This is a genomic window from Pseudomonas sp. WS 5071, from assembly GCF_012985765.1.
In the GTDB taxonomy this organism is placed as follows: Bacteria; Pseudomonadota; Gammaproteobacteria; order Pseudomonadales; family Pseudomonadaceae; genus Aquipseudomonas; species Aquipseudomonas lundensis_A.
Window position 1 is genome coordinate 42,141 of sequence record NZ_JAAQWY010000029.1, and the last position, 17,546, is coordinate 59,686.

Genomic DNA, 17,546 nt, shown 5'->3' on the forward strand with positions numbered 1-17,546 from the left:
ATTATCTTTCTGCGCGTCCCACGAGGCCTAGCATGCACATTAAACTCGCCAACCCCCGTGGTTTTTGCGCCGGGGTGGACCGAGCGATTGAGATCGTCAATCGCGCTCTGGAAGTATTCGGCCCGCCTATCTATGTTCGCCACGAAGTGGTGCACAACAAATTTGTCGTCGAAGACCTGCGCTCCCGCGGAGCGATCTTCGTTGAAGAGCTGGATCAGGTACCGGATGACGTTATCGTGATCTTCAGCGCCCACGGCGTTTCTCAGGCCGTACGCAGTGAAGCCGCCGGGCGCGGCCTGAAGGTGTTCGACGCGACTTGCCCCTTGGTCACCAAGGTTCATATCGAAGTGGCCCGCTACAGCCGTGATGGCCGCGAATGCATCCTGATTGGCCACGCCGGTCACCCGGAAGTTGAAGGCACGATGGGGCAGTACGACGCCAGTAATGGCGGCGCTATCTACCTGGTTGAGGACGAAAAAGACGTCGCCAATTTGCAAGTGCGCAACCCTGAAAAACTGGCGTTCGTGACACAGACCACGCTGTCGATGGATGACACCAGCCGGGTTATCGATGCACTGCGTACGCGATTTCCGGCCATTGGTGGCCCCCGTAAAGATGACATCTGCTACGCCACGCAAAATCGCCAGGACGCGGTAAAGCAACTGGCTGACGAGTGCGACGTTGTGCTGGTAGTGGGCAGCCCAAACAGCTCTAACTCCAACCGCTTGCGCGAGTTGGCAGAGCGCATGGCCACCCCCGCCTACCTGATCGATGGCGCTGAAGACATGCAAAAAAGCTGGTTCGACGGTGTAGAACGCATTGGTATCACAGCGGGTGCCTCGGCTCCGGAAGTGCTAGTGCGCGGCGTGATTCAGCAATTGCACGCCTGGGGTGCCACGGGAGCGGATGAGTTGGCTGGCCGCGAAGAGAACATCACCTTTTCCATGCCCAAAGAATTGCGGGTTCGCTCCATTACCTAAGCCATTGCACACAAAGCCTGCGCAGATTTTTGGTTGCGCAGGCTGATTCTCCCGCTTTTTGCCAGCACGATCTGGTAATGGCTTAACGCTTCTTTCACCTGGCAAACATGCAGGGTGCCCGCCTGGAAACCTCCCGCATTTAATAATGGCTCGCCCAGCGGGTTGAATCGCACGTAGTGTTTGACCGGCGAATTACCTGCTACGGGTATCAGGTTCCTGTTCTGTTTTTCAGCCAGCACCGGGTTATTTTCATCGGTATGGCCCTGGCCGCTCTCGTCAAGAATCACTCTCCACCCATTACTCCAGTCATCATCCAGCGCGTGAATCACCACGTACTGATGGCGTATCAACGCCTCGCTGCGTGCCTTGCGCAAGCTGTTGGCCAACTGCTCGGCCGTGGTCTGGCGACGTTGTTGTTCCGTAAGCGTGTGATAGGCCGGGCTGGCGAATTGGGCTGTGATGGCCACGATCGACAGGGTAATCACCAGCTGAATCAAGGTCATCCCTCTTTGATACACCGGGTCCTCCCTGGACTTTTTTGTGGTGAGCACGCTTAGGTATAGCGGCTACGACGGGGCCGCCACGTATAAAACGTCGGTTCAATAGTTGCCCAATATGTATGTCGTGGTTTTACAGGTAGAGCACGTACGCTGGCGAATATTCCTTCGATTTGGTTCACCTGTTTCTGACCTGTGAACCCCTGACGCAGGTCTAGGCTGTGATCATGACGGCGCAGGACGTGCCGTTAAAACAGGTGCGCAGGGATGAATCACCAGAGTCGAGGCTGCAAACAGCAACAAGCTGGCATGACCCTGATTGAAGTGCTGGTAGCTGCACTGATTTTAGGTCTTGGTTTACTAGGGGCTGCAAGCGCACAAATCAATGCCTTGAAGTACACCGACAGCGCGCGCATGAGCACGCAGGCCAGTTTTATTGCATACGACATGCTGGATCGAATGCGGGCCAATGCCACAGGTGACTATCGCTTTTCAGGCGTTGATGTTGCCACTTCCAGCGTTGCAGGGATCGTCGGTCAGGATCTGAGTGATTTCAAGCGCAACATACGCGCCTTCGGTGGGGAGAACGCACGCGGCGTGATTTCAGTGAGCGATCGTCAGGTCAGTATCAACATTTACTGGGATGACTCGCGTGCTGAGAAAAAAGACGCCGCCTTTCAATCCTTCACCCTCACCGGCTATCTGGCCGACCAACAGGCTGCGCGTAAGCCATGAGACAGGCTGACGCTGGTTTTGGCTTGATTGAGCTGATGATTGCAATGACCTTGGGCTTGCTGCTGGTTCTGGGGATGACTCAGGTGTTCTTGAGTGCCCGTCAAACCTCTCTGGCTCAGACTGCGTCCGCTCAACTACAAGAAGATGCGCGTTATGTGTTGAGCAAAATAGCTCAGGAAATTCGCATGGCTGGCATGTTTGGCTGCTTGCCGTTGACGCAAATAATCAATGCGCCTGCCGCCTTTGGAACACCTGTTTCGTGGCAGGGAGCTGCACGTTCAGGAACGTTGCAAATGATTAGCGCAGATGTGGGGCCTCAGTCCGGCAAGCCTGACTGGACGGTTGTGACGGACTGCAAAAACCATGCGCAGGCTTTTGCTGGCGCGCAGACAGGATTGGGGCCTGGAGACATCGGCTTTGCGGTGCGTCGCATTGCATATCGTCATGCGGGGGGGCAATTAAGGAGCGGTTCCACTAACGCCGTGCTTCTGGACAATGTAGTCGCGTTCGACGTGAGCTTTGGTATGGCGGACTCCGTCGGGTCCAACGCGGTTGTGCGCTATGAGTACAGCCCTGCAGATGCCGCGAGCATTCGCAGTGTACGTATGGTCTTGACCTTGAGAGATCCGCGATCCCATGTAAAAGACCAGACCTACCACGTGGTAGTCGCCGTCCGTAACCGGCTGGGGTAAGGAGACGTATGCTGCCAGTGTTAGGGACGCAAAAAGGAATGGTGCTGTTGGTCAGCCTGGTATTTTTGATGCTGCTGGGGTTTTTGGGGCTATCTGCGATGGAAAGCGCCGCGCAGCAAGAAAAAATGGCGGGAGCAATACGGGTCGCCAATCAGTCATTTCAGGGGGCTGAAGCGGCGATGCATAGAGGGGAATCGTGGCTGCATGGGCAATGGCCAGGCATGACGGAGTGCAAAACACCGACGCGCTGCGCTCCGCCAGCAGAAGTACGTACTCGACGGTCACCGGGGTTAGACCCTCAGTCAGGTATTAACTGGATGCAAACTGAGCATGGCTTGTATGGCCTCCAGTTTCTGGGGCTTAGCATCCCGCGTTCAGCGTCCGAAACGAGCGGTTCTGTCTATTTGTATCGAATAACAGGGATTGGTCTGCGAGCTCAATCCCGGACGGTGCTCGAAACCCTTTATGCCCGCCACCAGATGGCGCAAGGGGAGGGGGCAGTTCCTGTTCAACGCTTTCGTCGGGTCATGTGGCGACAAATTCAATAGGAAGTGTATGCATGTTTAGGCCCACAGCAGGTTTTACCATGATCGAAATGATGATCGTGGTGGCGATCACCGGTATCCTTGGCGCCTTTGTTTATCAGCTTTACAGCGATTACATAAAGCGCGTGCACCGTTCTCAAATCGTGGTGTTGCTCTCTGAGCAAGCCCAAAGTCTAGAGCGGTTCTATACGAAAAACGGGTTATATAGCGGTCTGCCGGACATCAGTGCCGGCAATGACAACTACAGCATTACGTCAGACCTTTTAGACCATGCTTTTTTACTGACGGCTATACGGAAGGACGGCTCGCCCATGGCGAATGATTCGTGTGGGAACTACACGTTGGCGCATACCGGTCTGACAGCGATAACCCAGGCGGCCCCGGGCCTCACCGCACAGCAGTGTTGGGGGCGCTGACCTATTACTTTTGAATAAGGGCTGGACTGATAGATGGCTAGGCACCAACGGGTAGTGATTGTCGGAGGCGGAGTAATCGGCCTGCTGACTGCGTTTAATCTGGCCGCAGAAGTCGATCAGGTAATTCTGCTGGAGCGCGGTGGTGTCGGTCAGGAGTCTTCCTGGGCGGGCGGCGGGATCGTTTCGCCGCTTTATCCATGGCGTTACACCCCGGCCGTAACAGCGCTGGCCCACTGGTCCCAGGATTTTTACCCGCATTTGGCTGAACGTTTGTTGGCGACTACCGGGCTGGATCCGCAAGTGCATACGACGGGTCTTTACTGGCTTGATCTGGACGATGAGGCCCAAGCCCTGGCGTGGGCCCGGCAAGCCGGCAGGCCTTTGAGTTCGGTAGATATTGCGTCGGTCGAGAGCCATGTGCCCGTATTGGGCAGCGGTTTTTCCCGTGCTATTTACATGAAGGATGTGGCGAATGTACGGAATCCGCGGTTGGTTAAGTCACTAAAAGCGGCTCTGCAAGCGATGCCCAATGTCTCGGTCCACGAACAATCCGAGGTTCTGGGTTTTGTCAGGGAGGGAGAGCGGATTACGGGCGTCAATACGGTTAAAGGCTCCATATTGGGTGATGCCGTGGTATTGGCTGCCGGGGCCTGGAGTGGTGAACTGCTCAAGCTTTTGGATCTTGAGTTGCCCGTCGAGCCGGTCAAAGGCCAAATGATTTTGTACAAATGCGCTACGGATTTCTTGTCATGCATGGTGTTGGCGAACGGCCGCTACGCCATTCCACGTCGCGATGGCCATATCCTGATTGGTAGTACGCTGGAGCACGAGGGGTTCGACAAGACCCCAACCCAGAGCGCGCTCGAGAGCTTGAAGGCGTCGGCCGTGGCGTTGATTCCCGCATTGGCGGATGCCGAGCCCGTTGCGCATTGGGCCGGATTGCGTCCGGGATCTCCGCAGGGCATCCCGTATATCGGGCCGGTTCCCGGCTTAGAAGGGCTCTGGCTGAACTGCGGGCATTACCGCAATGGGTTGGTATTGGCGCCAGCATCGTGCCAGTTGTTTGCAGATTTGATGCTGGAGCGCACACCTATCATTGACCCGGCTCCGTACGCCCCTGCAGGGCGACTCTGAATAATTGCGTCTGCCTGGCAGCCTTGTGTTGCCAGGCTGAGACAGCAGTTGCTCAGCCTTTACTTGGGCCTTGCTCCAAATGGTTTTGGGTGCAATACCATTCTTGCCGTTGGCTCAGGGCGCGATCCCGGGGCAAGTGAACACCGCAATGGGCACAGCGCACCATCGGTTGGGCGCTGGGGGTACCCGGTTTTTGGGTGGTTGTAAGGCCCGATTTGTATTTGCGCCACAACCACACACCCGCAGCAATCAAGGCAACCCAGATCAGTAAACGAAACATGGCTCATCGCTAATTGAGAAAAGATGCGCCAGTTTAGCCAAGGACCTGTAAAGCGCCCAGCAACAAATGCGACGCAAAAAAAAGAGCCCCGGAAGGCTCTTTTTTTGGGTTTGACGATTAGTCGAAAAGACCGAAGGTCATGTAGCTGAACCATGAGCGGCTGGTGTCTTCCGTCTCTGGCGCTTCGATGATATTGCCGTCGGCATCTTTAGGTTTCAGCTCGGCAGGAATGGCATCTTTTGCATCCTGGAATTGCTTCTGCACGTCCTGGTTGGCGCGGGTTTCACCCGGTGGCAGAGGCGTACTGGATTCAATCAGGCCCAACGTTGCCTTGCTCAACCACGAGCGGTTGTCGGCTTCGGACACTTGAGGCACAAACTGACCGTCAACCAGGCTTGGGTGGTTCGGGTAGTTGTCTTTGAGCACTTCGAGGCTGGTGTCAGCCAGTTTGTCGAGGTGCAGGCGCTGGTAAGACTCAACCATCACTGCCAGGCCGTCAGCGACCGAGGGCGTTTCCTGGAAGTTTTCAACCACGTACCGGCCACGGTTGGCCGACGCCACATAGGCCTGACGGGTCAGGTAGTAGTGCGCCACGTGGATTTCGTACGCAGCCAGCAGGTTGCGCAGATAAATCATGCGCTGCTTGGCATCCGGGGCGTAGCGGCTGTTGGGGAAGCGGCTGGTGAGCTGGGCAAACTCGTTATACGAGTCACGGGCCGCACCGGGGTCACGCTTGGTCATGTCCAGCGGCAGGAAGCGCGCCAGCAGGCCAACGTCCTGGTCAAACGAAGTCAGGCCTTTGAGGTAGTAGGCGTAATCAACGTTCGGGTGCTGGGGGTGCAGGCGGATAAACCGCTCTGCGGCGGACTTGGCAGCTTCCGGCTCGGAGTTTTTATAGTAGGCGTAGATCAGTTCAAGCTGAGCCTGGTCGGCATAGCGGCCGAACGGGTAGCGTGACTCAAGTGCCTTCAGTTTGGCGGTTGCACTGGTATAGCTGTGGTTGTCCAGATCGGCCTGTGCCTGCTGGTACAGCTCGACTTCGCTGAGGTTTTCGTCAACGACTTCCTTTGTCGACGAGCAAGCGGCGGTCAGTGCGAGGATGGCGATCAGCAGCAGGTGTCTCACTTGCATGGCGGCTTGCGTCCCTATGACGGCCGCTGTCTTGGGCGAGGCCGTCCTGTTATGATGAGCGCCCCGTGAAAAGCCTCGGGGCAAAAGACGCCGTATTTAACCACAAGCGCGCAGCCGAAACCAAAGGCTTGGCGCCGTCCTGATGAGCATGTCCGAGAAAATACTACTTCGCGCAGAGGTGCCGTCCGAATTGGGCGGCCAACGCCTCGATCAAGTCGCCGCACAATTATTCGCTGAGCACTCGCGCTCGCGCCTTTCCGCCTGGATCAAAGACGGCCGCCTCACTGTGGACGGAGACGTCATACGTCCCCGTGACATCGTGCATGGTGGCGCCATCTTGGAGCTGACTGCAGAGCAGGAAGCCCAGGGTGAGTGGATCGCCCAGGACATTCCCCTCGACATCGTTTACGAAGACGATGACATCCTGGTGATCAACAAACCTGCGGGTTTGGTGGTGCACCCGGCTGCGGGGCATGCTGATGGCACTTTGCTCAATGCGTTGCTGCACCACGTACCGGACATTATTAATGTGCCGCGTGCGGGGATCGTGCATCGCCTCGACAAAGACACCACGGGTTTGATGGTGGTCGCCAAGACCATTCAGGCGCAGACGCAGTTGGTTGCTCAATTGCAGAGCCGCAGTGTCAGCCGGATTTATGAGTGCATTGTTATCGGTGTCGTCACCGCCGGGGGCAAGATCGATGCGCCCATCGGCCGTCACGGCCAGCAACGCCAGCGCATGGCGGTAATGGAAGGTGGCAAGCAAGCGGTGAGTCATTACCGCGTGCTTGAGCGCTTCCGTTCCCACACCCATGTGCGCGTTAAGCTGGAAACCGGGCGTACGCACCAGATCCGTGTGCATATGTCTCACATTAACTTCCCGTTGGTCGGAGACCCTGCCTACGGCGGTCGTTTCCGTATCCCGCCGGCAGCCAGTGTAACCATGGTCGAGTCCTTGAAAAACTTCCCGCGTCAGGCGCTGCATGCGCGTTTCCTGGAGCTGGATCATCCGACGACCGGTAAACGCATGAGCTGGGAATCTCCGCTGCCTGACGATTTTGTCTGGTTGTTGACGCTGCTTAAGCAAGACCGCGAGGCGTTCATCGGATGAGCGCGTTCCTGATCCCTGACTGGCCTGCGCCGGCAGGCATCAGGGCCTGCGTAACCACCCGTGCGGGCGGCGTCAGTCAGGCGCCGTACGACAGCTTCAATCTTGGCGATCATGTCGACGACGATCCGCATGCCGTTGCTCTGAATCGCCAGCACCTGACCCGCACCTTTCGCGTACAGCCCGCCTGGCTTAGCCAGGTCCACGGGGTTGTGGTTGCGCCTGCCGATCCCTCGCAGATCGTTGAGGCGGATGCCAGTTGGACTTCAACGCCGGGCATTGCGTGCACGGTTATGACGGCCGACTGCCTGCCTGCCCTGTTCTGCAACCGTGCGGGTACGCGCGTGGCTGCAGCGCATGCAGGCTGGCGCGGGCTGGCAGCCGGGGTGCTTGAAGCTGCGGCACGTAGCCTTCATGTTGAGCCTCAGGACATAGTGGTCTGGCTTGGTCCAGCCATTGGCCCCAAGGCATTTGAGGTCGGTGGCGAGGTGCGTGATGTTTTTATTAACGACATGCCCCAAGCCGCCTCGGCGTTCGTGCCAAGCACTCATCCCGGTCGCTATATGGCTGATATCTATGAGCTGGCGCGCCTGCGTCTGGCGCGTTGCGGTATTGATGCCGTGTACGGCGGCGGGTTTTGCACGGTGACCGACCCGCGTTTCTTTTCCTACCGCCGCAGCCCGCGTACGGGTCGCTTCGCTTCGCTGGTCTGGATCGAAACACCGTCCAGCTGATCTGTGTCATTTGTCATACGCTTGAAACTCCCAGAATTGCCCGCATCTACTAAGGTATCTGGCAGGTTTCTTCATTCAGGAGTTTCCATCCCTCCGGCCTGCTCATAAGGAAGGTGACGAATGCGTATAGATAGATTAACCAGCAAGTTGCAATTGGCATTGTCCGATGCTCAGTCATTGGCTGTCGGCCATGATCATCCGGCGATTGAGCCAGCGCACTTGATGCAGGCATTGCTGGAGCAGCAGGGCGGCTCGATCAAGCCATTGCTGATGCAAGTCGGTTTCGATGTAAACAGCCTGCGTAAAGAGCTGACCAAAGAGCTCGATCAACTGCCAAAAATTCAGAATCCGACCGGCGACGTCAACATGTCGCAGGATTTGGCGCGTCTGTTGAATCAGGCGGACCGTCTGGCGCAACAAAAAGGCGATCAGTACATCACCAGCGAAGTCGTATTGCTGGCCGCCATGGACGAAAACAGCAAGTTGGGCAAGTTGTTGCTGGGGCAGGGCGTTAGCAAAAAAGCGCTTGAAAACGCCATCAATAATTTGCGCGGCGGTGAAGCCGTCAATGACCCCAATGCTGAAGAGTCCCGTCAGGCGTTAGACAAGTACACCATTGACCTGACCAAGCGCGCCGAAGAAGGCAAGCTCGATCCGGTGATTGGTCGTGACGATGAAATTCGCCGCACCATTCAAGTGCTGCAACGCCGGACCAAAAACAACCCGGTGTTGATCGGTGAGCCTGGTGTGGGTAAAACCGCGATTGCCGAAGGTCTGGCTCAGCGCATCATTAACGGCGAAGTGCCTGATGGCCTTAAAGGCAAACGTCTGTTGTCGCTGGATATCGGTGCTCTGATTGCAGGTGCCAAGTTCCGGGGTGAATTCGAGGAGCGCCTGAAAGCGCTGCTGAACGAGCTGTCTAAACAGGAAGGTCAAATCATCCTGTTCATTGACGAACTGCATGTCATGGTCGGCGCCGGTAAAGGCGAAGGAGCCATGGATGCGGGCAATATGCTCAAGCCAGCGTTGGCGCGGGGCGAGTTGCATTGCGTGGGTGCAACCACGCTCAACGAGTACCGTCAGTACATTGAAAAGGATGCTGCCCTTGAGCGCCGCTTCCAGAAAGTACTGGTCGACGAGCCAAGCGAAGAAGACACCATCGCGATCCTGCGGGGCTTGAAAGAGCGTTATGAAGTGCACCACAAAGTCGCGATTACGGACGGTGCCATTATTGCAGCGGCCAAGCTTAGCCATCGCTACATCACTGATCGGCAGTTGCCTGACAAAGCGATTGACCTGATTGACGAAGCCGCCAGCCGCATTCGCATGGAAATCGACTCCAAGCCTGAAGTGCTGGACCGTCTGGAGCGCCGCCTGATTCAGTTGAAGGTTGAAGCGCAGGCGCTGAAGAAAGAAGAAGACGAGGCTGCGAAAAAACGGCTCGAAAAATTGCAGGAAGAAATTGAGCGCCACGAGCGTGAATATTCTGACCTGGAAGAAATCTGGACTTCGGAAAAAGCCGAAGTGCAGGGCTCTGCCCAGATCCAGCAAAAGATCGAGCAAGCCCGCCAGGAACTCGAAGTGGCACGTCGCAGCGGTAATCTCAACCGCATGGCCGAGTTGCAGTACGGGATCATCCCGGACCTGGAACGCAGCCTGCAAATGGTTGATGAGCACAGCAAGACTGAGAACCAGTTGTTGCGCAGCAAGGTGACTGAGGAAGAGATCGCTGAAGTTGTGTCGAAATGGACCGGTATTCCTGTGTCCAAAATGCTCGAAGGCGAGCGCGACAAGTTGATGAAGATGGAAAGCTTGCTGCACGAGCGCGTGATTGGTCAGGACGAGGCCGTGGTGGCCGTGTCCAATGCCGTGCGTCGCTCACGTGCTGGCTTAAGTGATCCGAATCGCCCAAGCGGCTCGTTTATGTTCCTTGGCCCAACCGGTGTGGGTAAAACCGAGTTGTGCAAGGCGTTGGCCGAGTTCCTCTTTGATACGGAAGAGGCGATGGTGCGAATCGACATGTCCGAGTTCATGGAGAAACATTCCGTGGCTCGACTGATCGGTGCTCCACCAGGCTATGTGGGTTATGAAGAAGGTGGCTATCTGACCGAGGCCGTACGGCGTAAGCCTTACTCGGTGATCCTGCTGGATGAGGTTGAGAAGGCTCACCCGGACGTCTTCAACGTGTTGCTGCAAGTGCTTGAAGATGGCCGGTTGACTGACAGCCACGGTCGCACGGTTGACTTCCGCAATACCGTGATCGTGATGACCTCCAACCTGGGCTCTGCACAGATCCAGGAGTTGGTGGGCGATCGTGAGGCGCAACGTGCGGCAGTGATGGATGCGGTGAGTACTCACTTCCGTCCGGAGTTTGTGAACCGGATCGACGAAGTGGTGATCTTCGAGCCTCTGGCCCGTGATCAGATCGCTGGCATTGCCGAGATTCAGTTGGGTCGCCTGCGCAGCCGTCTGGCTGAACGCGACCTGAGCCTGGAGCTGAGCCAGGAGGCTCTGGATAAGTTGATTGCGGTTGGTTACGACCCTGTGTATGGCGCGCGTCCTCTGAAACGTGCAATCCAGCGCTGGATCGAAAACCCGCTGGCACAACTGATTCTCTCGGGTCAGTTCCTGCCGGGAACCACCGTGGTGGCCAGCGTCAAAGACGACGAAATCGTCTTTGCATAAGGCCTGTTATCGGTGCTTTGAAAGGGGGCCTCGCAGTGCGAGGCCCTTTTTTTGGTTTTTTTTACATAGGGTGTTGATCTGTAAGGAAAACGCGAGTAAAGTGCGCCCCGCAGTCAGTCACCCGCAACGACAACTTGGCCCAAACCAAGGCGTCAGTTAGAAGAGCTAAATCATTGTCTTCTAACGAAAAAAAAGGGTTGACAAGGGTTTCAAAGGTTGTAAAATGGCCCGCCTCAGAGACGACAACGCGGAGATGCGCTGAAGTCAACGAGAATTGCAAAGAGTTACAAAGTAGTATTGCAGCGCCGTTGTAGATTGAAATATGTAGTTCCGCGATAGCTCAGTTGGTAGAGCAAATGACTGTTAATCATTGGGTCCCTGGTTCGAGTCCAGGTCGTGGAGCCATTTTCAAGCCGGGGTATAGCGCAGTCCGGTAGCGCGCCTGCTTTGGGAGCAGGATGTCAGGAGTTCGAATCCCCTTACCCCGACCATTTTTGGGTCGTTAGCTCAGTTGGTAGAGCAGTTGGCTTTTAACCAATTGGTCGTAGGTTCGAATCCCACACGACCCACCATTTTTGGCTCCAGTTCGCTGGGGTTAGATCTTAAGATCAGAGGCCAAAAGCGCTGATCGCAGAAGGCGCCTCTTTGAAGGTGCCTTTTTTTTACCGGGGTATAGCGCAGTCCGGTAGCGCGCCTGCTTTGGGAGCAGGATGTCAGGAGTTCGAATCCCCTTACCCCGACCATTTTCTGCCCGGCAGTAATGGGTGTAGAAAATAAGGTGCTAATGCCAGTTGCATTAGCTGCCATGAAAAAAGCGTCCTTAGGGACGCTTTTTTTTTGCTCATGAATTTATCGTGATGCCGTGTCGGTGCTCTGTAACTGTGACAAGCCCTGGGCACCCCGGGCCGATCAGGTTTTAGCGGCCTTGTCGTCGGCATCCTGCAAATCCTGCAAAGCTGCCGAATATTGATCTGCCTCGGCCTTCGGCACCATCTGCCATGAGGGTTTGCGCAGGGCATAGAAGACAAACGGCGGGGCGCCTGCCACGATCAATCCCAGCAACAAAATCCCTGCGTATTCAAAAAACGGCATGCTGCTGAAGTTATTCGGTGGAATAAAACCGAAGATCAACGCCACGCACGTTGAAAACAACCCCAGGTAGCACCAGCCATGCAGCCCCTTGAGCACGTAACCACGTTTAACAGTGGGCTGGGTTTTGCGTAGCTTCATGGCGGACATAAACATGAATACGTAAATGATCAGGTACATCAATGCCGCCATGGCGCTGATCATCCAGAACGCATCGGATACGTTGTCGATGAAGATGTAAATCGTCGAAAGCAACGTGACGATAATGGCCTGTAAATACAAAATGTTTTTTTGCACGCCTTTGCTGTTCACTTTTTGCATCACTGGTGGAAGCATTCCCGCCTTACCCACAAACAGCAGGCCGGTGGAGGGTCCGGCCGTCCACGCGAGTACGCCGCCCAATGCGCCAATGATCAGCAAAATGGCCATGATAGGCGTGGCCCAAGGCATGTTGAACCCTTCGAAGAAGGCTGCGTATGCCTGAATAACGCCCGCAGTCAGGCTCGTCGAATCCGCCGGCACGACCAGTGAAATCGCGACAGTCGGCGGGATGAACACCAGCAGAATCATAAAAAAGGCCAGCAGAATGGCGCGGGGCATTTCTTTTTGCGGGTTACGCAATTCGCGCGCGTGAATGGCGTTCATTTCGATACCGGCAAAGGCCAGGAAGTTACTCACAATCAACACCAGGCCAGTGATGGCGCCGGTGAATTCACGCCACAAATCCGGATGCAGATTGTGCGCGCCGGTTTTGACGGTGGAGTGTGTGTCGAAGATGGCCGGAATCAATGCATCCCAGGTCAGAGGTGCAGCCGATTTGTGCCCCAGCACCAGCCAGGCCACGCCCAGCAGAACCAGTAAAGCGGCGGGCAGAGCCGTACCCAGAAGCATGAACCACGACGTCAGCTTGGACAGGGTTGTCAGCCCGTTAAGGGCAACAAACGTCGACAACCAATACAGAACAATGATGACCGCAGCCGTAAACACCCCGCTCTTGGCCAGTTCAGGGTTGATCAGGTAGGCCATGGTACTTGCACCGAACCCAAGCACAATCGGGTACCAGACCACCACTTGTATCCACATGAACCACATGATGAAAAAGCCGGGGCGGTCGCCGTAAGCTTGCCTGACCCAGCCATAGATGCCTCCGTTCCAGCCGGTTCCCAGTTCAGAGGCGACCAGTGAGACCGGGATGAAAAACAGCAGCGCCGGGATGACATAGAGAAAAATTGAACCCAGGCCGTAAACCGCCATGCTTGGCAATGAGCGGATACTGGCAACAGCCGCAACCATCATGAAACAGATGGTTAACCATGACATGTAAGTTTTAGCTTTACTGGTGGTAGCCATATTGCCTCCCTTCTTGCGCGTCAGTGCAGCAGGCTCAAATTGAGCGTGCGGCTAAGGTGTTCAGCAGCCAGTTGGCCACGAACGCTGTTGCCCGCAACATCCAGCGGCGGGGCAAATGCCGCAATTGCGCAGACCCCCGGAACCACCGCGAGAATCCCGCCGCCAACCCCGCTTTTGCCAGGTAGCCCCACCTTGTAATACCAGTCGCCCGTCGTGTCATAGAGGCCATTCATGGTCATTTCAGCCAGAATGGGCGCCACGGTTTTGGCAGCGATCACCTGCTTGTACGTCACGGGGTTGACCCCGCCATTGGCCAGTGTTGCTCCCATCGTGACCAAGTCATGGCAGGTGATCGCAACCGAGCACTGGCGGGTATACACATCGCACACCTCCATCGGGTCGGCATACATATAGCCGTAGCTTTGAAGCAGCCAGGCAATGCCGCGATTGTGCTGATTGGTCGAGGCTTCAGAGGCGTACACCTCTTCATTGACGACCAGATCGCGTCCGGCAAAAGCGTTGTACGTGGAATGAATTTGCGTCCAGCGCTGGGTCGAATTTTCGGCCTTGAGCAGGCTGACCGTTGCCATGGCCCCGGCGTTGACGAAGGGATTGAGCGGTCGTCCTTTGTGCAGCTCTAGTGCCACAACAGAGTTGAAAGGTTCGCCGGTCGGATCGCAGCCAATTTTGCTGCGCAAGGATTGCGGCCCGATGTCATCCAGTACATGGGCGAGGGTAAACACCTTTGAAATCGACTCGATGGCAAAGGCGTAATCGGTGTCGCCGACCTCGGCATGGGTGCCGTCACAAAACATGATGCTGATGCCGAACAGATTGGCAGGGACAGACGCCAGGTACGGAATGTAACTGGCGTTTTTTCCGTGGTGATTGCTGGCAAAACGTTGATGGGCTTCGTGCAGTGCGTGGGTCACTGATCCGTCAACCGTGAGAGGTTGTGTTTTCATTGCGCTCGCTCCGTGCGTACGTTGAGTCGCCGGGAACTATAGGACGGAATTTCCGGACATGCCCGCAGGCAGGGCAAAGTCAAAATGCTTGTCTATGCTCTTAGCCCAACGCTGAGCCAGTGAAGAGGAGGTCGGCCAGCCAAGGTCCATTATTCAAGGAGAGCTCCCATGGCGCTGCACCGCATCAAACGTCATACCGGCACGGATCCTGTCTTTGGTTCTTCGGCATTGGCTCATGCCGCGGCTACCAAACGTTTTCCCGAAGCCGAGCAGGCTGCGCGTGAGGTTTACCAGCTTGTGCACGACGAGCTGTATCTGGACGGCAACGCCCGCCAGAACCTCGCGACGTTCTGTCAGACCTGGGAAGAGGATGAAGTGCACAAGCTCATGGACCTGTCTATCGACAAGAACATGATCGACAAGGACGAATACCCTCAATCCGCCGAACTCGAAAGCCGCTGCATTCACATGCTGGCGGATCTGTGGCATTCGCCGTCGGCTGCAACCACCATCGGTACGTCGACAGTCGGTTCCAGCGAGGCCTGCATGTTGGGCGGGCTGGCAGCATTGTGGCGTTGGCGGGCCGCTCGCAAAGCAGCGGGCAAACAGGCCACGACACCGAATATGGTCTGCGGGCCGGTGCAAGTGTGCTGGCACAAATTTGCGCGTTACTGGGATGTTGAAATCCGCGAGGTGCCCATGTCGGACGGGCAATGGTTCATGACGCCAGAGGACATGCTCGAGCGCGTCGATGAAAACACCATTGTTGTGGTGCCGACCTTTGGTCAAACCTTTACCGGCCTGTATGAAACCGTGAAGCCGTTGTCCGATGCGCTGGACGATCTGGAAAAGCGCAAGGGTCTGAACGTTGCCCTTCATGTAGACGGCGCCAGTGGCGCCATGCTTGCGCCGTTTTGCGCGCCGGATATTGAGTGGGATTTTCGTTTGTCGCGGGTTAAATCCATCAGCACTTCCGGGCACAAGTTCGGACTCGCGCCCTTGGGGGCGGGGTGGGTCGTGTGGCGGGATGTGCAGGATCTTCCGGAAGGGCTGATATTCCACGTGAATTATCTTGGGGGCGATATGCCGACTTTCGCCCTTAATTTTTCCCGCCCGGCCGGGCAGATCATCGCCCAGTACTACAACTTTTTACGCCTGGGCCGTGAAGGGTATGAACGCATTCACTCGGCGTGTTACGAAACGGCGCAATTTTTGGCCCGTGAACTGGTGAAAATCGGGCCGTTTGAAATGCTCTATAACGGCGACCCTCAATTGGGCATCCCGGCGCTGACCTGGCGATTAAAACCCGGCGTTGAAACCCATTTCTCGCTTTACGATCTGGCAGACCGTTTGCGGGTGAGGGGCTGGCTTGTACCGGCGTACAGCCTTCCGGCCAACGTTGAAAACGTTGTTGTACAACGGATTCTGGTGCGTCAGGGGCTGTCGATCGACATGGCTAAATTGCTGTTGGCGGACTTTGAGCGGGACATCAAGTTCTTTGACGAGCATGCGCCACACGGTTTCAAAGGCCGTGAAGCTGAAGCGGGGAATCACGCAGGACGCTGATTTGTCCGAACTGCCGCAGGCTGCGAGTCTTACCCGCGAAGCCTGCGGTTATTGCACACAAATTTAAAGCCGGATTAGTGCAGTTTCAGACGCGGTTCAGTGCCGCGTCCGATCCGACTGCCCAGCATCAGCATCAACGTTCGGAACGTGCCGTAGAGCGCCATTTGGTGCATACGGTACAACGAGATATAGAACATCCGCGCCAGCCAGCCTTCCAGCATGACTGTGCCCATCAGGCTGCCCATCAAGTTACCCACAGCCGAGAAACTCGACAGCGAGATCAGCGAACCGTAATCGCGGTAGTGATAATCGGGCAGGTCAGATTTGCCTTCAAGGCGCATTTTTAGCGATTTGGCCAGCAGCGATGCCTGTTGATGAGCCGCTTGCGCGCGAGGCGGCACCATCCGGTCAGTGCCCGGTTGCGGGCAGGCTGCGCAGTCACCGAAAGCAAAGATATTGTCATCGCGGGTGGTTTGCAGGGTTGGGCGCACGACCAGTTGATTGATACGGTTTGTCTCCAGCCCCGCAATGTCCTGCAAGAAGCCTGGTGCACGAATGCCCGCGGCCCACACCTTCAAGCTTGCAGGAATCACCTGGCCTTCTTTGGTGATCAGGCTATCAGCGGTCACTTCGCTCACGGCCGAATTAGTCAGGACAGTAACGCCCAGTTTTTCCAGGGTTTTATGCACAGGCCCGCCGATGCGCTCGGGCAGCGCTGGCAGTACGCGTGGCCCTGCCTCGATCACAGTGATGTGCATGTTTTCCGGCTTGATACGGTCTAGACCATACGCCGCCAGCTCATGGGCCGCATTGTGCAGCTCGGCCGCCAACTCAACACCCGTTGCCCCCGCACCCACGATGGCCACGCTGATGTTTTCAATGGTGTCTGTTTGCCCGGCGTGCGCACGCAGGTAATGGTTCAGCAATTGCTGGTGGAATTTTTCGGCTTGTTTGCGCGTGTCCAAAAACAGGCAATGCTCGGCTGCGCCTTTAGTGCCGAAGTCGTTGGTGGTGCTGCCGACTGCGATCACCAGGGTGTCATAGCTAAGCTCGCGGGCAGGCACCAGTTCTTCGCCTTTTTCGTCGAGGGTTGCCGACAATGAGATCTTTTTCAGCTCACGGTCCAGACCACTCATGCGGCCCAGCTGGAACTCGAAGTGGTTCCATTTGGCTTGGGCGACGTAGTTGAGTTCGTCTTCGGAGGAGTTCAACGAACCGGCCGCTACTTCATGCAGCAGCGGTTTCCAGATATGGGTCAGGTTGGCATCGACCAGCGTCACGCTGGCTTTACCGCGTTTACCCAGGGTTTTGCCCAGGCGGGTCGCCAACTCCAGGCCGCCGGCGCCGCCGCCGACAATCACAATACGATGGGACATAGGTATCACTCACAAGGCTTGAAAAAAAATTCTGTGCCTGAGTCCCGTGGGCGAGCGCAATGCAGCTCATAGCGCCAGGTAACTCAGGAGGCGGCTCAAAAAGCCCAGACCGATCACCACAATCAGCACCACCCCAAGGAGCATCCACGGCCTGAAGGGCCGGCGCTCAACCTGGTGTTGTGGCAGTTGCAGGTACTCTTCGACACGCTGTTGGTCATCTGGTTTCAGGCGACTGGACATAGAGTTTGCCTCGTCAGATAGAC

At 56.3% G+C, this 17,546-nt stretch carries 17 protein-coding genes and 4 tRNA genes; 14 read left to right on the top strand and 7 right to left on the bottom strand.

What is annotated here, in order from left to right; genetic code table 11:
• Window positions 1-32: 32 nt before the first annotated feature.
• Window positions 33-980: a 4-hydroxy-3-methylbut-2-enyl diphosphate reductase gene (gene ispH, locus HBN61_RS17390; protein WP_094995103.1), complete on the top strand. Its 948-nt coding sequence runs from the start codon at window positions 33-35 to the stop codon at window positions 978-980.
• On the opposite strand, the gene HBN61_RS17395 is transcribed toward ispH, so the two are convergent.
• Entirely contained in the window at window positions 977-1,483 is a 507-nt protein-coding gene (locus tag HBN61_RS17395; RefSeq protein ID WP_170047363.1) for a GspH/FimT family pseudopilin, read from the bottom strand. The two genes, ispH and HBN61_RS17395, sit on opposite strands and share 4 nt — an antisense overlap.
• 261 nt (window positions 1,484-1,744) lie before the next feature.
• On the opposite strand from HBN61_RS17395, the gene pilV reads away from it, so the two are divergent.
• The 5 genes from pilV to thiO are packed head-to-tail and all read left to right on the top strand — an operon-like array spanning window position 1,745 to window position 4,999.
• Window positions 1,745-2,212 (top strand): type IV pilus modification protein PilV, encoded by a 468-nt coding sequence (gene pilV, locus HBN61_RS17400; RefSeq protein WP_170047365.1) that lies wholly within the window; start codon window positions 1,745-1,747, stop codon window positions 2,210-2,212.
• Window positions 2,209-2,904: a PilW family protein gene (locus tag HBN61_RS17405; RefSeq protein ID WP_094995100.1), complete on the top strand. Its 696-nt coding sequence runs from the start codon at window positions 2,209-2,211 to the stop codon at window positions 2,902-2,904. Before pilV ends, HBN61_RS17405 begins: the two co-directional genes overlap by 4 nt.
• 8 nt (window positions 2,905-2,912) lie before the next feature.
• Complete coding sequence (locus HBN61_RS17410; protein WP_262498795.1) at window positions 2,913-3,452, top strand: pilus assembly PilX family protein; 540 nt, start codon at window positions 2,913-2,915, stop codon at window positions 3,450-3,452.
• A gap of 11 nt (window positions 3,453-3,463) precedes the next feature.
• Window positions 3,464-3,865, top strand: coding sequence for a type IV pilin protein (locus tag HBN61_RS17415; protein WP_094995098.1), 402 nt, complete (start codon window positions 3,464-3,466; stop codon window positions 3,863-3,865).
• A 33-nt stretch (window positions 3,866-3,898) separates the two neighbouring features.
• A complete protein-coding gene (gene thiO, locus HBN61_RS17420) occupies window positions 3,899-4,999 on the top strand; it encodes a glycine oxidase ThiO (RefSeq protein WP_170047367.1) in 1,101 nt (366 codons plus the stop codon).
• Between the two features lie 52 nt (window positions 5,000-5,051).
• Here the strand turns inward: thiO and HBN61_RS22705 are convergent, their stop codons facing one another.
• Together HBN61_RS22705 and bamD are read right to left on the bottom strand one after the other, a co-directional pair.
• Window positions 5,052-5,279, bottom strand: a complete 228-nt coding sequence (locus HBN61_RS22705; RefSeq protein ID WP_094995096.1) for a PP0621 family protein — start codon at window positions 5,277-5,279, stop codon at window positions 5,052-5,054.
• A gap of 117 nt (window positions 5,280-5,396) precedes the next feature.
• Window positions 5,397-6,410 (bottom strand): outer membrane protein assembly factor BamD, encoded by a 1,014-nt coding sequence (gene bamD, locus HBN61_RS17425; protein WP_169964049.1) that lies wholly within the window; start codon window positions 6,408-6,410, stop codon window positions 5,397-5,399.
• A gap of 148 nt (window positions 6,411-6,558) precedes the next feature.
• On the opposite strand from bamD, the gene rluD reads away from it, so the two are divergent.
• The 7 genes from rluD (at window position 6,559) to HBN61_RS17460 (ending at window position 11,680) form a co-directional block, all read left to right on the top strand.
• Entirely contained in the window at window positions 6,559-7,521 is a 963-nt protein-coding gene (gene rluD / locus HBN61_RS17430) for a 23S rRNA pseudouridine(1911/1915/1917) synthase RluD (protein WP_047279261.1), read from the top strand.
• The gene (gene pgeF / locus HBN61_RS17435) at window positions 7,518-8,252 is read left to right on the top strand and encodes a peptidoglycan editing factor PgeF (RefSeq protein ID WP_170047369.1); all 735 of its coding nucleotides are present in this window, start codon (window positions 7,518-7,520) and stop codon (window positions 8,250-8,252) included. Before rluD ends, pgeF begins: the two co-directional genes overlap by 4 nt.
• 120 nt (window positions 8,253-8,372) lie before the next feature.
• A complete protein-coding gene (clpB, locus tag HBN61_RS17440) occupies window positions 8,373-10,937 on the top strand; it encodes an ATP-dependent chaperone ClpB (protein ID WP_094995093.1) in 2,565 nt (854 codons plus the stop codon).
• Between the two features lie 329 nt (window positions 10,938-11,266).
• Window positions 11,267-11,342: transfer RNA gene (locus HBN61_RS17445), tRNA-Asn, on the top strand.
• A 9-nt stretch (window positions 11,343-11,351) separates the two neighbouring features.
• Window positions 11,352-11,428: transfer RNA gene (locus HBN61_RS17450), tRNA-Pro, on the top strand.
• Window positions 11,429-11,433: 5 nt separating this feature from the next.
• Window positions 11,434-11,509, top strand: a tRNA-Lys gene (locus HBN61_RS17455).
• Between the two features lie 94 nt (window positions 11,510-11,603).
• Window positions 11,604-11,680 (top strand) — tRNA-Pro (locus tag HBN61_RS17460).
• A 166-nt stretch (window positions 11,681-11,846) separates the two neighbouring features.
• Here HBN61_RS17460 and HBN61_RS17465 read toward each other — a convergent pair.
• Window positions 11,847-13,376 carry an amino acid permease gene (locus HBN61_RS17465; RefSeq protein WP_094994980.1) on the bottom strand — a complete coding sequence of 510 codons (1,530 nt, stop codon included), beginning with the start codon at window positions 13,374-13,376 and terminating at the stop codon, window positions 11,847-11,849.
• A gap of 20 nt (window positions 13,377-13,396) precedes the next feature.
• Window positions 13,397-14,341 (bottom strand): glutaminase A, encoded by a 945-nt coding sequence (gene glsA / locus HBN61_RS17470; RefSeq protein ID WP_094994981.1) that lies wholly within the window; start codon window positions 14,339-14,341, stop codon window positions 13,397-13,399.
• A gap of 168 nt (window positions 14,342-14,509) precedes the next feature.
• Here glsA and gad point away from each other — a divergent pair, with 168 nt between their 5' ends.
• Window positions 14,510-15,907: a glutamate decarboxylase gene (gene gad, locus HBN61_RS17475; protein WP_094994982.1), complete on the top strand. Its 1,398-nt coding sequence runs from the start codon at window positions 14,510-14,512 to the stop codon at window positions 15,905-15,907.
• Window positions 15,908-15,981: 74 nt separating this feature from the next.
• On the opposite strand, the gene HBN61_RS17480 is transcribed toward gad, so the two are convergent.
• Window positions 15,982-17,283, bottom strand: a complete 1,302-nt coding sequence (locus HBN61_RS17480) for an NAD(P)/FAD-dependent oxidoreductase (RefSeq protein WP_094994983.1) — start codon at window positions 17,281-17,283, stop codon at window positions 15,982-15,984.
• 66 nt (window positions 17,284-17,349) lie between these two features.
• Window positions 17,350-17,523: a DUF3094 family protein gene (locus tag HBN61_RS17485; RefSeq protein ID WP_047273641.1), complete on the bottom strand. Its 174-nt coding sequence runs from the start codon at window positions 17,521-17,523 to the stop codon at window positions 17,350-17,352.
• Window positions 17,524-17,546 lie beyond the last annotated feature (23 nt).